This window comes from Serratia sp. Sp408 (assembly GCF_057180665.1).
The window spans coordinates 1,031,623-1,045,095 of the sequence record NZ_JBXUFT010000001.1; the positions used below are offsets into that span (position 1 = coordinate 1,031,623).

Sequence of the window (13,473 nt, forward strand, 5' to 3'; positions counted from 1 at the left end):
TGAAGGTGTTCACACTGAAGGGCGGTTTTTACCGGCGGTAATAGGGGGGCGGCGATGCCTGACGTAGTGCTTAGGCAAATCAGCAGCCGGATAGTGAGTAGGTAAGGGCCGTTCCCTGGCCGATGACGCGGTTACGCCGATTTGACGCCGCGATCGCGCAGAATCAGCTGACTGGCGAGTACCAATAACAGCGACAGCATCAGCAGAATGGTGGCCAGCGCATTCACTTCCGGCGACACGCCGACTTTTACCATCGAATAAATCTTCAATGGCAAAATCTCATAGCTCGGCCCGGTCACGAACGATGAAACCACGACGTCATCCATCGACAGGGTGAAGCTCAACAGCCAACCGGCGGCCACCGCCGGCATCGCCAACGGCAAAATGATCTTGCGCAGGATGGTCACTTCGCCGGCACCGAGATCGCGCGCTGCTTCCAGCATTTTGACGTCAAAGCCTTTCAGGCGTGAATAGACCGTCACGACCACGAACGGCAAACAGAAGGTGATGTGCGAGAACAGCAGCGACCAGAAGCCGAGCGAAATCCCCAGTAGCATAAACAGCACCAGCAGCGAAATGGCCATCACGATGTCCGGCGACATCATCACCACAAACAGCATGCCGTTAACGAACGGTTTGCCACGAAAACGGTAGCGATACAGCGCCACGGCGGTCAGTGAACCGATCAGCGTGGCAAAGGTGGCCGACAGCACCGCCATGGTCAGGGAATGGCCGGCCGCCTGCAACAGGCTGTCGTTGTTCAACAGCGTGCTGTACCAGTCGGTGGTAAACCCCTGCCAGTTGATACCGAAGCGCGATGCGTTGAACGAGTTGACGATCAGGATCACAATCGGGATGTACAGATAGGCATAAATGATGGTCATGAAACCACCGCGAAGCAGGCGTCCGATCATTCCAGTTCCACCTTCTTGTTCAACAGCTTGGCAGCACGATAATACACCAGCAGCATCAGGCCCATCACCAGCGTCAGACAGATGCTGGTGGCTGCGCCGAATGGCCAGTCGCGAATATTCAGGAACTGGCTCTTGATGACGTTGCCAATGAGCAGGTTTTTGGCTCCGCCCATCAGATCCGCCACGAAGAACAGCCCCATCGCTGGCAGCAGTACCAGCAGGCAGCCGGCGATGATGCCCGGCATGGTTAACGGAATGATGATGCGAATAAAGGTTTGCAGCTTGCTGGCGCCAAGATCGCGTGCCGCTTCCAGGCAGGATTTATCCAGTTTTTCGATGCTGGAATACAGTGGCATCACCATAAATGGCAGCAGAATGTAGATCAGTCCGAGGATCACCGCTTCAGAGGTATACATAATGCGAAACGGTTTGTCGATCAGCCCCAGCCATAACAGAAAATCGTTTAAATAGCCGCGGGTGCTGAGAAACAGCTTCAGGCCATAAATGCGGATCAGTGAGTTGGTCCAAAAGGGTACGATCAGCAGAAACAGCAGCAGCGGCCGCACCTTTTGCGGCAGGCGCGCCAGGATAAAGGCGAAGGGATAGCCGACTATCAGACAGCACAGGGTGGCGATCGCCGCCATGTTCAGCGAGTGCAACAGCACCTCGGCGTACAGCGGATCGAACAGCCGGGTGTAGTTGTCCAGCGTAAACACCATCTGCACCAGGTTGGCGTCGTCGCGCGTCAGGAAACTGGTCGCGATGATCATCAGGTTCGGCATAAACACGAACAGCAGCAGCCAGGCGACCACGCCGACGATCACCACATTCTGGAACAGCTTACGCGAGGTTTTCATCGGCCAGTACCACCTCCCAGCTTTCAACCCAGGTCACCGCCATTTTCTGGTTCAGTGAATGGTCGACGTCCGGATCGTCCTCGTTAAAGAATTCGCTGACCATCACCATCTTGCCGTTTTCCAGCTCGACGACCGATTCCAGCGTCATGCCCTTGTAGTTTCGTTCACGCACATGGCCAATCAGGCCATCGACCTGTTCAGCACCGTTGATTTCCTCTACCCGCAGGTCTTCCGGCCTCAGCAGCACTTTGAGTTGCTGGCCTGCGCTAACCGGCTGACTGACGTAAATGTCGCATTCGCGTCCTTCCACGTTGGCTCGCACCCGCTGGTGGTCGATGCGTTGCAGCACGGTGGCAGCAAAAATGTTGATCTCGCCGATAAAGCTGGCGACGAACAGGTTACGCGGCTCTTCGTAGATCTCGCGCGGCGTGCCGTCCTGTTCAATGCGGCCGTCACGCATCACCACGATGCGATCTGACATCGTCAGCGCTTCTTCCTGATCGTGAGTGACGAACACGAAGGTAATGCCGAGTTTGCGCTGCAACGCTTTCAGTTCGTTCTGCATCTGCTTGCGCAACTTGTAGTCCAGCGCAGAGAGCGACTCGTCCAGCAACAGCACCTTGGGTTTGTTGACCACCGCGCGGGCGATGGCGACACGCTGTTGCTGACCGCCAGAAAGCTGGCTCGGGCGGCGCTGGGCAAAGGTGTCGAGCTGAACCATGCGCAGCGCTTCCTCCACCCGAGGGGCGATGTCCGCCGCCGGGGTTTTTTGCATGCGCAGGCCGAACGCCACGTTTTCAAATACCGTCATATGCGGGAACAGTGCGTAGCTCTGAAACACGGTATTGACGTGGCGATGCTCGGCGGGAATGTCGGTGATGTCCTGCCCATCGAGCACGATCTGGCCGCTGTCGGCGTCTTCCAGACCGGCAATCAGCCGTAGCACCGTGGTCTTGCCGCAGCCGGACGGGCCAAGAATGGTCAGGAATTCGCCGTGGTTAATGGTGAGTGCGAGATCGGCGATGATTGCCTTGCCGTCGAAACCTTTGCTTAGCGCTTTCAGTTCAACGAGTGGTGTCAGAGAAGATTTCTCAGTCATTTATGGTGTCACTCTATCCCGTGGGGTGATGCAGATAGAACCGCCGCTGGAAAAGACTGCGAGAGCTGCGGGGTTATCCCCTATTAACAATTAAGCTCAAAACCAGCGACGCCGCTTGAAATTTTTAGAGCGCGCATGATAGACGCTGAGCGAGCGAAATGAAAGCCAACGCGCTGATTTTCACCATTATAGCGACACAATGCTGCAATTTTATGCGCTGATTGCCTGTCGATATCGCACCGGCTTGCCGTGGGGGCAGCGTCGCCAAGCCGATTAGCGAGCCGAATCCGCCTCTTGGGGCCGTTTCTTTGACGAGCAAACATCACGGTAATTAATGATTTTAGCTAACGCGGGTTAAACTGACCTGTCTCAATATTCGGCCAGCGGCGGTTGCGCATAATGAAACGCGACATTCTGAGGGTGGAACCATGGACAAACTACTAGATCGTTTTTTTCACTACGTCACTTTCGACACGCAGTCCAAAGCGAACGTCAAACATGTGCCAAGCACTGACGGCCAGTTGAAGCTGGCGCGTGCCTTGCAGCGCGATATGATCGGACTGGGGTTTGAACAGGTATCGCTCAGCGAACAGGGCTGTGTGACCGGCACGCTGCCGGGCAACGTGGCCTGGCCGGTACCGGCCATCGGCTTCATTTCCCATCTGGATACTTCACCGGACTTTAGCGGCAAACACATTAATCCGCAGATCGTGGAAAACTACCGTGGCGGCGATATTGCCCTTGGCATCGGCGATGAAGTGCTGTCACCGGTGATGTTCCCGGTGCTGCATCAAATGCTGGGGCAGACGCTGATCACCACCGACGGCAAAACGCTGCTCGGCGCCGATGACAAAGCCGGCATTGCAGAAATCATCACCGCCATGGTGCGGCTCAAGCACAGCCAGATCCCGCACGGTGATATTCGCGTCGCCTTCACACCGGATGAAGAAGTAGGCAAGGGGGCGCATTACTTTGACGTAGGGGCATTTGACGCCGAATGGGCGTACACCGTTGACGGTGGCGGTGTGGGCGAACTGGAATGTGAAAACTTCAATGCGGCGTCGGTGACGGTGAAAATTGTCGGCAACAATGTCCATCCTGGCAGCGCCAAAGGCGTGATGGTGAATGCGCTATCGTTGGCGACCCGGTTGCATCAGGCTTTGCCCACTGACGAAATGCCGGAAACCACCGACGGCTATCAGGGTTTTTATCATCTCAGCAGCATCAAGGGGCATGTCGAACGTGCCGAAATGCATTACATACTGCGCGATTTTGAGCGCGAGGGCTTTGAAGCGCGCAAGCGTCGCATGATCGCCATTGTCCAGCAACTGGGCAAGGAACTGCCGCGCGACTGCAGCATCGACCTCACCATTGAGGACAGTTACTACAATATGCGCGAACAGGTGGCCAGCCATCCGCATGTGATCGCGCTGGCGCAGCAGGCGATGCGCGATTGCGGTATTGAACCGGTGATGAAACCTATCCGCGGTGGCACCGACGGTGCGCAGCTTTCCTTTAAAGGCCTACCGTGTCCGAACCTGTTTACCGGCGGCTATAATTTTCACGGCAAGCATGAGTTTATTACCTTGGAAGGCATGGAGCAGGCGGTGGCGGTGATTATGCGCATTGCGGCGCTGACCGCGGAGCGCGCCAAGGGAAAATAAAGCACCCACTTGCCGCATTCTGCTTTTGTGCCTAGGGTTGTGGTTACCATTTTTAGGCGCAAGGACTTGGCAATGAGCACTGAATACCGTATCAACAGCGAGCGATTAGGGCAGTTTGTGCAGGCTATCTGGCGTCACGCCGGCAGCAGCGCACGTGAGGCCGAACTGGTGGCCGAACATCTGGTGCAGGCCAATCTCGCCGGCCATGACTCGCACGGCGTCGGCATGATACCGAGCTACATGGCGTCGCTCGGGCAAGGCCAGCTGCAACTGAACGCGCATGCCAGGCCAGTGAAAGACGCTGGCGCCGTGTTGACGCTGGACGGCGGCAAGGGGTTTGGCCAGGTGGTGGCCAGCGAAGCGATGGAGCAGGGTATCGAACGCGCGCGGCAACTGGGGCTGGCGGCGGTGGCACTGCACAATGCGCATCACGTTGGCCGCATTGGCCATTGGGCGGAACAGTGCGCGGCAGCTGGCTTTATTTCCATCCATTTTGTCAATGTGGTCGGTGACCCGATGGTGGCGCCCTTCGGTGGCAGCGATCGGCGGTTTGGCACCAACCCGTTTTGTGCCATTTTCCCGCGTCCGGGCAAAACGCCGTTGCTGCTGGATTTTGCCACCAGCGGTATCGCCTTCGGCAAAACCCGGGTGGCGTACAACAAGGGCCTGACGGTGGCGCCTGGCTATCTGATCGATAATCAAGGGCGACCGACCAGCGAGCCGAAGGTGATGCATGAAGCGCCGTTCGGTTCGCTGCTGGCCTTTGGCGCCCATAAGGGCTATGCGCTGGCAACGATGTGCGAAATCCTCGGTGGCGCGCTATCCGGTGGGCGCACGACCCATGACGAGACGTTGAAGGCTGCGGGTAACGATGCGATTACCAACTGCATGACGACGCTGATCCTCAATCCGGATGCTTTTGCCGCACCACAGATGCAGGCCGAAGCGCAAGCCTTTATCGACTGGGTGAAAGCCTCGCCGGAAAGCAGCGACGTACCGATTCAGGTGCCGGGGGAATGGGAGCAGGCTAACCGTGCAGCACGGCTGGCTGACGGTATCCCGATTGACGGCAACACCTGGCAGCAGATTTGCGCCGCCGCCCATCAGGCCGGCATGCCGTCGGATGAATTGGAGCATTATCGGGGGATGGCGAGCGAGGAGCCACACTGACGGTGTGGAGAAATGCCCCTCTGCATCTAGAGAGGGGCATCCGGTTAATCGTTGAAGTACCAGTAGCCGCTGTTAACCAGCGTGGTCAGCAACGCCAGGAATGACGGATCGTCGATCGCCTCACCGAGCATGGCGGCATCGACGCTGAAGTGTTGGCACAGTGCGTCAGCGGCCTGCTGCTGTTCGGTGTCAATCAGTTCCCCGTTGACGAAACAGCGATCGCCAACGCGCAGTACGCGCAGCCCGCCCAGGCGTTGCAGCGCTTCGCCCTGTTGCAGTAGCTCGTAGATATCGCCGGCCTGATACGGCGGCTCCGGCGGCGCAACGTCCAGCTCATGGCGCGATTGCGAAATGAATTCACCAAACCACTTTTCGAAATGTTCAGGTTGTTGCACCAGATCCAGCATCATCTTGCGCAGCGCATCCACTTCCTGCGGCAGCACCGTTGCCGGTTGATCGCGCAGCGTGATGTCTGGATCGCCGTAGCGCTGGCTGCCCAGTTCACGCGCCAGTACGTAATCGGCAAAGCCGCTCACCAGTTCGCGACCGTTGGGGGCGCGGAAGCCGACGGAATAGTTCAGTGCGTTCTCCAGCGCGTAGCCTTCATGCGGGAAACCCGGTGGAATGTACAGAATATCACCCGGTTCCATTTCTTCGTCGATGATCGCGTCAAACGGCGCCACCTGGAGCAGGTCGGGGTGGGGACAGTGCTGTTTCATGGGCACTTTTTCACCCACGCGCCAGCGGCGACGGCCGGTGCCCTGAATGATAAACACGTCGTATTGATCGAGGTGTGGTCCCACGCCGCCGCCGGGTACCGAGAAGGAGATCATCAGGTCGTCCATACGCCAGTCGGGCAGTTGACGGAACGGGCGCATCAAGGCGCTGGAAGGCTCGTGCCAGTGGTCGACCGCCTGTACCAGCAGCGACCAGTTGTTTTCGCCCAGATGGTCATAACTTTCGAATGGCCCGTGTGCCACCTGCCAGCGTCCGTCCTGATGGCTGACTAAACGGCTATCCACTTCGTTTTCCATTGCCAGCCCAGCCAGCTCATCCGGGGAGATCGGATCGATAAAGTTTTTGAAGCCGCGCTTCAGAATTACCGGACGCTTTTGCCAATAACGTTGCAAAAAGTCGTTCCAGTCCAAATCTAATTGATAATCCATAGTCTATTCCAGGATAGAGGAGTGAGCGTGACAGGGATTATAACGGAAGTCAGGCCCGTTGGATCGGGGCCTGAGCAACAGAATTCACTCGTTGTGGTGGGAATCGTGCTGGCGAGCGAAGGTGACCATCATGCGCGCGCCGCCGAGTGGACTGTCGCTGATGGTAATACTGCCGTCGTATTGTTCAATGATTTCCGCCGCCACGGACAGCCCAAGGCCCTGGCCGGGACGCAGGGTATCAACGCGCTGACCACGTTGGAATATCAGACTGCGTTTGCTTTCCGGAATGCCAGGGCCGTCGTCGTCGATAACGAGGGTGAGATTTTTGTCAGAGTGGAGTGAAGTGATCTCGACAAATTCGAGGCAGTATTTGCAGGCATTTTCCAGTATGTTGCCCATCACTTCCATAAAGTCGTTTTTCTCGCCGACAAAGGTGATTTCCGGCGAGATATCCAGCGTGATCGCCACGCCTTTACGTTGATAAACCTTGTTCAGCGCCACCGTCAGGCCGTCGAGCAGTGCGGGTACCGAATGGATTTCGCGCGTCAGCACCGTCTGACCCGAGTTGATGCTGGCGCGGTGCAGATAGTAGCCGATCTGTTGTGAAATGCGGCTGATTTGCTCCAGCATGATGGGTTCGGCTTCTTCGATGGTGGTTTGCTTGCCGGAGCGCAGTGAACGCAACGTGGTCTGCAAGACCGCCAACGGCGTTTTCAGGCTATGGGTAAGATCGGACAGGGTGGTGCGGTACTTGGTATAGCGCTGGCGCTCGTTACGCACCAGAATGTTCAGGTTGCGTACCAGACCGCGCAGTTCGCTGGGTGGGTTTTCATCCAACTGTTCGCGCGCACCGTTTTCCAGTTCGCTGACCTGATTGATCAGCGCTTTAATCGGCCGCAGGCTCCAATAGGCTGCCAGCCACAGCAACGGCACCACCAGCAGCAGGTTGGCCAATAGTACGTAGCTGAACCATTCCCATACCACGTCAGAGCGTTGCAGTTCCTGTGGGATGGAATCCACCACCACGATGGTCAGTGCGGGCAGCCGTGCGGTTGCCGCGTATTTATTGACCGCTACCGAGTGCGTCAGCGCGTTCTGATCGGTATCGTCATAACGTTTCAGCTGATCCTGGGCTTTGGGGTTATCGCCGAGCACTTCGCTACTGACGTGCGTATCGGTGTCAATTTCATAAAACCCCGCTTCCTTCAGCCAGTCGCGCTGGATCAGTTTTTCCAGTTCCGGCACCTGGCGCTGGCTCCACAGCAGTTTGCCCTGTTCATCATAGATGAACACCAGCGTCGGCGAATTGATGTCGATATCCGGCGGTATGGCGATGGTCAGCTTTTGATCTTTCCACTGCGCCAGGCTGAAGAATAAATTGCTCTCGCCGCGCAGCAGGCGGAAAGCGGTCTTGTCGAAACTGACGATATAGCCGACCACCGCCACCAGGCCATAGGACAGCGACAGCGCCAGAATGACTCCGGCGGTCGCCATCAGGAAACGCGCGCGTAGCGAGAACGGTTTTTTATCCTTGTTGAACATTATGCTCACTTGGTATCGAAACGATAACCCTGACCGCGCACCGTAGTGATGACTTCCTGCGGATATTCAGCCTGTAATTTTTTGCGCAGACGCCCCATCAGTACGTCGATGGTATGGCTTTCGCGCAGCTCGGCGTCTGGATACAGTTGCAGCATCAGTGAATCTTTGCTGACCACTTTGCCGGCGTTGCGGATCAGCGTTTCGATGATGGTGTATTCGAACGCGGTCAGCTTGATCGGCCGATCGTTGACGCTCAGCTCACGCCGCGACAGATCGATCTGGAACGGCGGCAGCACGATCACCTGCGACGCCAGGCCGCTGTTGCGGCGCATCAGCGCCTGCATGCGGGCGATGACTTCTTCCAGATGAAAGGGTTTGGTGACGTAGTCGTCGGCGCCGGCTTCCAGCACTGCGACCTTGTCCTGCCAGCTTTCACGGGCGGTGAGTACCAGGATCGGCAGTTTCACCTGATGTGCGCGCCAGCGGCGGATCAGGCTCATGCCGTCTTCGCCGGGCAGGCCGAGGTCGACAATCGCAATGTCCGGCGCATGTTCCTGCAGAAAGTAATCCGCTTCTTTGGCATCTTCGGCGGCGTCAACCTGGTGACCCATTTCGCGCATTTGTACAGAAAGGTGATGGCGCAGCAGACCGTTATCTTCAACAACCAATACTCGCATAGAGCAGACTCCTGTTTACGCGCGGGTGAAGCTCCGTCGCCTAAATTATAAAGGTATCACGCATTTAAGCATGCTTTTACTGCCTGATTATCCGCAATAACCGATAAACGCTTGATAAACAGCCCGGACGTGAAGATAAACCAAACTTAAACAACGGTCGACTGCATGAAATGTGAGCAAGATCGTTGCAAAAAAACAAAGGTATTATTAAGGTATTGTATAGGTATCTTATTGATGCCAACACCAGGGTATTTCACCGCCGACCCGCTTGCATGCGGCCAGGCCAGTTAGCCAGTAAGGATATAATAATGAAACGTCCTCACCTGAAGCTGTCTGTCATGATGTTTATAGAGTGGTTCATCTGGGGCGCATGGTTCGTCCCGCTATGGCAATACCTCAACAAATTGGGCTTTACGCCAGGTGAAATCGCCTGGTCCTACAGCAGCACGGCGATTGCGGCGATCCTTTCGCCGGTGCTGGTCGGGGTGATTGCCGACCGCTATTTTGCTGCGCAGAAAGTGCTGGGTTGGTTGCACCTGGCCGGCGGTATTCTGATGTTCATCATCGCCTGGCAGACCGAGTTTTCTCGCTTCTTCCCGTTGCTGGTGGTGTATGCCATTACCTATATGCCTACCGTGGCGCTAACCAACAGTATCGCCTTCGCCAATATTGGCGATGCCGAGAAGGAGTTTCCGCGCATTCGCGTGCTGGGCACCCTCGGCTGGATTGCCTCCGGTCTGGTGATCGGCTTTTTGCTGCCGCCGCTGCTGGGCATGGGCAATATCTCCGACACCAATCAGCCACTGATCATTACCGGTATCGCCGCTATCTGCCTCGGGGTGTACAGTTTCCTGCTGCCGAATACGCCGGCACGCGGCACCGGGCCGGTGGATGTCAAAGCGCTGCTGGGGCTGAATGCGCTGGGATTATTGAAAGATCGCTCGTTCGCCACCTTTGCGCTGTGCTCGTTTCTGTTTTGCATGCCATTGGCGTTTTATTACCAGTTTGCCAATGGCTATCTGACCCAGGTCGGATTGCCCGATGCCACCGGCTGGATGACGCTGGGACAGGTATCCGAAATTTTCGCCATGCTGGCCTTGCCGCTGCTGCTTAAACGCTACGGCATTAAAAAGGTGCTGATGCTGGGGTTCGTTACCGCCGCGATCCGCTACCTGTTCTTTATCTATGGCGGCACCGCTGACGTTTGGGCATACAGCATGCTGTTCCTCGGCATCTTGTTACACGGCGTCAGCTACGATTTCTATTTCGTCACCGGCTACATCTATGTGGATAAAAAGGCACCGGCGCATATGCGTACCGCGGCGCAGGGGTTGATCACGCTGATCTGCCAGGGGCTGGGCAGTTTTATCGGCAACTGGCTAGGAGGGCAGGCGATGACCACCTTTGCGCTGCAACAACCGCGTGACGGCATGACCTTTGACTGGTTTGCGGTGTGGGGTGTGGGAGCGGCGATGGTGGTGGCGGTGATGCTGCTGTTCCTGCTGTTTTTCCGCGAGCGCAACCACAGCATCACGCCGATCAATGTGACTCAGCCTTAAACCACCGGCCGGGCCTGATGCCCGGCGATGACAACGATTCAGGAGCAACAACCAATGAAGCCATTAACCCCGCAACAACGCGTCGTAGGCGCGCTTTATGGACAGATGTTGGGCGACGCGCTCGGCATGCCGTCAGAGCTGTGGCCGCGTGAACGGGTAAAGCAGCATTTTGGCTGGATTGACCGTTTTCTTGATGGTCCGGCGGAAAATAGCGCCGCCTGCTATTTCCGTGCGGCGCAATATACCGACGACACCTCAATGGCGTTGGCGCTGGCCGACGCGCTGATCGAGGCTGACGGCGAGGTCGTGCCGGAACTGATTGCCCGCAACGTGATCCGCTGGGTCGACGATTTTGACGCATTCAATAAAAACATTCTCGGCCCCAGTTCCAAACTGGCATTAGGCGCGCAGAAAAAGGGCACGCCGATTAGCGAACTGGATAACAACGGCGTCACCAATGGCGCGGCGATGCGGATTTCACCGCTTGGCTGCGTGTTGCCTTCTGCACCGCTGGACGATTTCTGCCAGCAGGTATGGTTGGCCTCCAGTCCGACGCATAAATCGGACATTGCCGTTGCTGGTGCGGTGGTGATTGCCTGGGCGATAGCCAAAGCGGTCGAGGGCGTCAGTTGGGCGGAGATTCGCCTGGCATTGCCGGGGGTTGCGGATTATGCCCAGCGCCGCCACAGCACCACCTTCAGCGCTTCGCTGGCGGCACGTGTTGAACTGGCCTTGCAGGTGGTTGATAGCTCGACCGGCACCGAGCAGGCGTCCGAGCGCATTTATCAATTGGTCGGCGCCGGCGTCAGTACCATCGAGTCGGTGCCGGCGGCGCTGGCGATGGTGGCCTTGGCGGATACCGATCCCAACCAGTGTGCGATTCTCTGCGCCAATCTGGGTGGCGACACTGATACCATTGGCGCGATGGCCACCGCCATTTGCGGTGCGCTGAACGGCATTGACGCCTTTGACCAACGCCTGTTGGCGCAATTGAAGCAGGTCAATACGCTGGATATTCCCGCTTATGCACAGGCGTTGCTGCGGCTGCGGCAAGCTCGCCAGGAGGGCCAATGAACAGGGCACGGCACGATTTACTGTTAACGCTGACGCAGGGCGGTTGGCATCAGCAATCGCCGGTGACGCTGATCGGTGCAGCGGTGATGGACATGGTGGTCAGCGCCGAGGCGCTGCCGCAGCGGGGTGGCGATGTTGCCGCGCAGATGCAGGGGTTCCATCTCGGCGGCTGCGCGTTAAACATTGCCGTAGCGCTGAAGCAACTGGGCATTGTCAGCCGTAATCTGCTGCCGCTGGGCGAGGGCATGTGGGCCGATCGACTGCGTGGCGAAATGGCGCAGCGCGGGGTGCACTCCGATCTGGCGGTGGGCGGCGAGGATAACGGTTGGTGCATGGCACTGGTGGAGCCGGACGGCGAGCGTACGTTCATTTCCATCGACGGTATAGAAAACCGTTGGCAAACGGCGTGGCTGCAGGACGCGGCGCCGCAAGGCGGGCTGGTATACCTTTCCGGCTATCAGTTGGGATCGGGGGGCGGCGCGGTACTGCTGCAGTGGATGCAGCAACTGCCTGCCACGGTGCGGGTGGTGCTGGATATTGGCCCGCGCATCGATGTGATGCCGGACGATTTGCTGCAACGTCTGATTCGTCCCGGCGTGCTGTTGACGCTAAACCAGCGCGAAGCGCAACTGTTGGGGATGGGCGAGGATATTGAAGGCTTCTGTCGGCAGCTGTGGCAACGTACCGGGCAATGGGTGGTGGTGCGTTTTGGTGACCAAGGCGGGTACTATTACGCCGAGCCGGGCGAATGCGGCTGGGTAGCGGCCAGGGCGGTGACGGTGGCCGACAGCATTGGCGCTGGCGACAGTCATACTGCCGGTTTGCTGGCCGGGTTGGCATTGGGGCTGACACCGCAGCAAACCATGCTGCTGGCCAACAGCATTGCCGGTTATGTGGTTTCACGCCCTGGCGGAGATTGCGCGCCGACGCTGGCGCAACTGCTGGCCAGCGAAGCCGGTTAATCCTCGCTGATAAACTCGTACATGTCGCTGCGGCAAAAGCTCTCGCTGTATTCTATCGGTTTCTTCTGCCGATCAAACAGCGTTTGCTTGATGATCAGCAGCGGCATGGGATCTTTCAATTGCAGGGTGCGCTGGGTTTCTTCATCGGTCATTGCCGCGCTGACCTGGCTGCGCAGCGACCCCATTTCGACGTTGTTGAGGCGGAAATAGTCATACAGCGACAGGCCGATATCTTCAACGTTGGCGATAGCCTCCGCCACCACATAAGACACTGCCAGCGACATCGGTTTCCCGTCGATAAAGTGAATGCGTTTGAGTTTATAAACGGCGGTATTTTCTGCCAGCGCCAGCTTTGCCGCCAGTTGGCTATCGGCAACCACGCGTTCGCGGCTGATCCACACCGTATCGGGCCGTCGCCCTTGCAGCATGACCTCGCGTGAAAAGCCTTTTACATCCGCCAGTGAATAGGCCAGCTTGGCCTGTGGCGAGGTTTGGCGAATAAAAGTGCCATAACCGCGTGAACGGCCAATAATGCCGTCCTCCTCCAGACAGGCCAGCGCCTTGCGCACGGTAATGCGTGAAATGCCCAGCCGATCGGTGAAATGACGCTCGCTGGGTAAGAAGTCCCCTTCGCTCAGCACACCCTGTTCGATCGCCTGGCGTATTGACGCGTTAAAACGCAGATAGAGCGGCATGGCACCCGCGCTGCTCAGATCCTGCTGTAGTTTATCCAGCAGACGCTGGTTGGTTTCCATGCTCATAACCGGCCGAAATCCTGTTGCCTCAATA

General features: G+C 57.4%; 12 protein-coding genes. 5 read left to right on the forward strand and 7 right to left on the reverse strand.

The window, feature by feature from the left end; translation table 11 throughout:
• Positions 1-131: 131 nt before the first annotated feature.
• The 3 genes from potC to potA are packed head-to-tail and all read right to left on the reverse strand — an operon-like array spanning position 132 to position 2,870.
• Positions 132-914 (reverse strand): spermidine/putrescine ABC transporter permease PotC, encoded by a 783-nt coding sequence (gene potC, locus AC2AXP_RS04890; protein WP_004964190.1) that lies wholly within the window; start codon positions 912-914, stop codon positions 132-134.
• Complete coding sequence (gene potB, locus AC2AXP_RS04895) at positions 911-1,771, reverse strand: spermidine/putrescine ABC transporter permease PotB (protein ID WP_004964187.1); 861 nt, start codon at positions 1,769-1,771, stop codon at positions 911-913. The genes potC and potB overlap by 4 nt, the downstream gene beginning before the upstream one ends.
• Positions 1,755-2,870 (reverse strand): spermidine/putrescine ABC transporter ATP-binding protein PotA, encoded by a 1,116-nt coding sequence (gene potA / locus AC2AXP_RS04900; RefSeq protein WP_004964185.1) that lies wholly within the window; start codon positions 2,868-2,870, stop codon positions 1,755-1,757. Before potA ends, potB begins: the two co-directional genes overlap by 17 nt.
• Before the next feature lie 428 nt (positions 2,871-3,298).
• Here potA and pepT point away from each other — a divergent pair, with 428 nt between their 5' ends.
• Complete coding sequence (pepT, locus tag AC2AXP_RS04905; RefSeq protein WP_004964180.1) at positions 3,299-4,534, forward strand: peptidase T; 1,236 nt, start codon at positions 3,299-3,301, stop codon at positions 4,532-4,534.
• Positions 4,535-4,606: 72 nt separating this feature from the next.
• Positions 4,607-5,704: a malate/lactate/ureidoglycolate dehydrogenase gene (locus AC2AXP_RS04910; protein ID WP_449145429.1), complete on the forward strand. Its 1,098-nt coding sequence runs from the start codon at positions 4,607-4,609 to the stop codon at positions 5,702-5,704.
• 44 nt (positions 5,705-5,748) lie between these two features.
• Here AC2AXP_RS04910 and AC2AXP_RS04915 read toward each other — a convergent pair whose 3' ends face one another.
• The 3 genes from AC2AXP_RS04915 to phoP form a co-directional block, all read right to left on the reverse strand.
• Positions 5,749-6,870 (reverse strand): ribosomal protein uL16 3-hydroxylase, encoded by a 1,122-nt coding sequence (locus AC2AXP_RS04915; RefSeq protein WP_004964176.1) that lies wholly within the window; start codon positions 6,868-6,870, stop codon positions 5,749-5,751.
• Positions 6,871-6,954: 84 nt separating this feature from the next.
• Positions 6,955-8,412: a two-component system sensor histidine kinase PhoQ gene (gene phoQ / locus AC2AXP_RS04920; protein WP_004964174.1), complete on the reverse strand. Its 1,458-nt coding sequence runs from the start codon at positions 8,410-8,412 to the stop codon at positions 6,955-6,957.
• 5 nt (positions 8,413-8,417) lie between these two features.
• The gene (phoP, locus tag AC2AXP_RS04925; RefSeq protein ID WP_039992198.1) at positions 8,418-9,089 is read right to left on the reverse strand and encodes a two-component system response regulator PhoP; all 672 of its coding nucleotides are present in this window, start codon (positions 9,087-9,089) and stop codon (positions 8,418-8,420) included.
• Between the two features lie 308 nt (positions 9,090-9,397).
• Here phoP and AC2AXP_RS04930 point away from each other — a divergent pair, with 308 nt between their 5' ends.
• From AC2AXP_RS04930 to AC2AXP_RS04940, 3 genes are read left to right on the forward strand one after another with little or no spacing between them, the layout of a single operon-like run.
• On the forward strand, positions 9,398-10,648 hold the full coding sequence (locus AC2AXP_RS04930) for a nucleoside permease (protein ID WP_484381451.1): 1,251 nt from the start codon (positions 9,398-9,400) through the stop codon (positions 10,646-10,648).
• A gap of 54 nt (positions 10,649-10,702) precedes the next feature.
• Positions 10,703-11,722 carry an ADP-ribosylglycohydrolase family protein gene (locus AC2AXP_RS04935; protein ID WP_039992195.1) on the forward strand — a complete coding sequence of 340 codons (1,020 nt, stop codon included), beginning with the start codon at positions 10,703-10,705 and terminating at the stop codon, positions 11,720-11,722.
• Positions 11,719-12,684, forward strand: coding sequence for a PfkB family carbohydrate kinase (locus AC2AXP_RS04940; RefSeq protein WP_198772684.1), 966 nt, complete (start codon positions 11,719-11,721; stop codon positions 12,682-12,684). The genes AC2AXP_RS04935 and AC2AXP_RS04940 overlap by 4 nt, the downstream gene beginning before the upstream one ends.
• Here the strand turns inward: AC2AXP_RS04940 and AC2AXP_RS04945 are convergent.
• Positions 12,681-13,445 (reverse strand): GntR family transcriptional regulator, encoded by a 765-nt coding sequence (locus AC2AXP_RS04945; RefSeq protein WP_004964159.1) that lies wholly within the window; start codon positions 13,443-13,445, stop codon positions 12,681-12,683. The two genes, AC2AXP_RS04940 and AC2AXP_RS04945, sit on opposite strands and share 4 nt — an antisense overlap.
• Positions 13,446-13,473 lie beyond the last annotated feature (28 nt).

What these genes read in the sequence shown, in the direction of transcription:
- potC (WP_004964190.1), bottom strand. Translation starts at nt 914, where the DNA reads ATGATCGGACGCCTGCTTCGCGGTGGTTTCATGACCATCATTTATGCC.
- potB (WP_004964187.1), bottom strand. Translation starts at nt 1,771, where the DNA reads ATGAAAACCTCGCGTAAGCTGTTCCAGAATGTGGTGATCGTCGGCGTG.
- potA (WP_004964185.1), bottom strand. Translation starts at nt 2,870, where the DNA reads ATGACTGAGAAATCTTCTCTGACACCACTCGTTGAACTGAAAGCGCTA.
- pepT (WP_004964180.1), top strand. Translation starts at nt 3,299, where the DNA reads ATGGACAAACTACTAGATCGTTTTTTTCACTACGTCACTTTCGACACG.
- AC2AXP_RS04910 (WP_449145429.1), top strand. Translation starts at nt 4,607, where the DNA reads ATGAGCACTGAATACCGTATCAACAGCGAGCGATTAGGGCAGTTTGTG.
- AC2AXP_RS04915 (WP_004964176.1), bottom strand. Translation starts at nt 6,870, where the DNA reads ATGGATTATCAATTAGATTTGGACTGGAACGACTTTTTGCAACGTTAT.
- phoQ (WP_004964174.1), bottom strand. Translation starts at nt 8,412, where the DNA reads ATGTTCAACAAGGATAAAAAACCGTTCTCGCTACGCGCGCGTTTCCTG.
- phoP (WP_039992198.1), bottom strand. Translation starts at nt 9,089, where the DNA reads ATGCGAGTATTGGTTGTTGAAGATAACGGTCTGCTGCGCCATCACCTT.
- AC2AXP_RS04930 (WP_484381451.1), top strand. Translation starts at nt 9,398, where the DNA reads ATGAAACGTCCTCACCTGAAGCTGTCTGTCATGATGTTTATAGAGTGG.
- AC2AXP_RS04935 (WP_039992195.1), top strand. Translation starts at nt 10,703, where the DNA reads ATGAAGCCATTAACCCCGCAACAACGCGTCGTAGGCGCGCTTTATGGA.
- AC2AXP_RS04940 (WP_198772684.1), top strand. Translation starts at nt 11,719, where the DNA reads ATGAACAGGGCACGGCACGATTTACTGTTAACGCTGACGCAGGGCGGT.
- AC2AXP_RS04945 (WP_004964159.1), bottom strand. Translation starts at nt 13,445, where the DNA reads ATGAGCATGGAAACCAACCAGCGTCTGCTGGATAAACTACAGCAGGAT.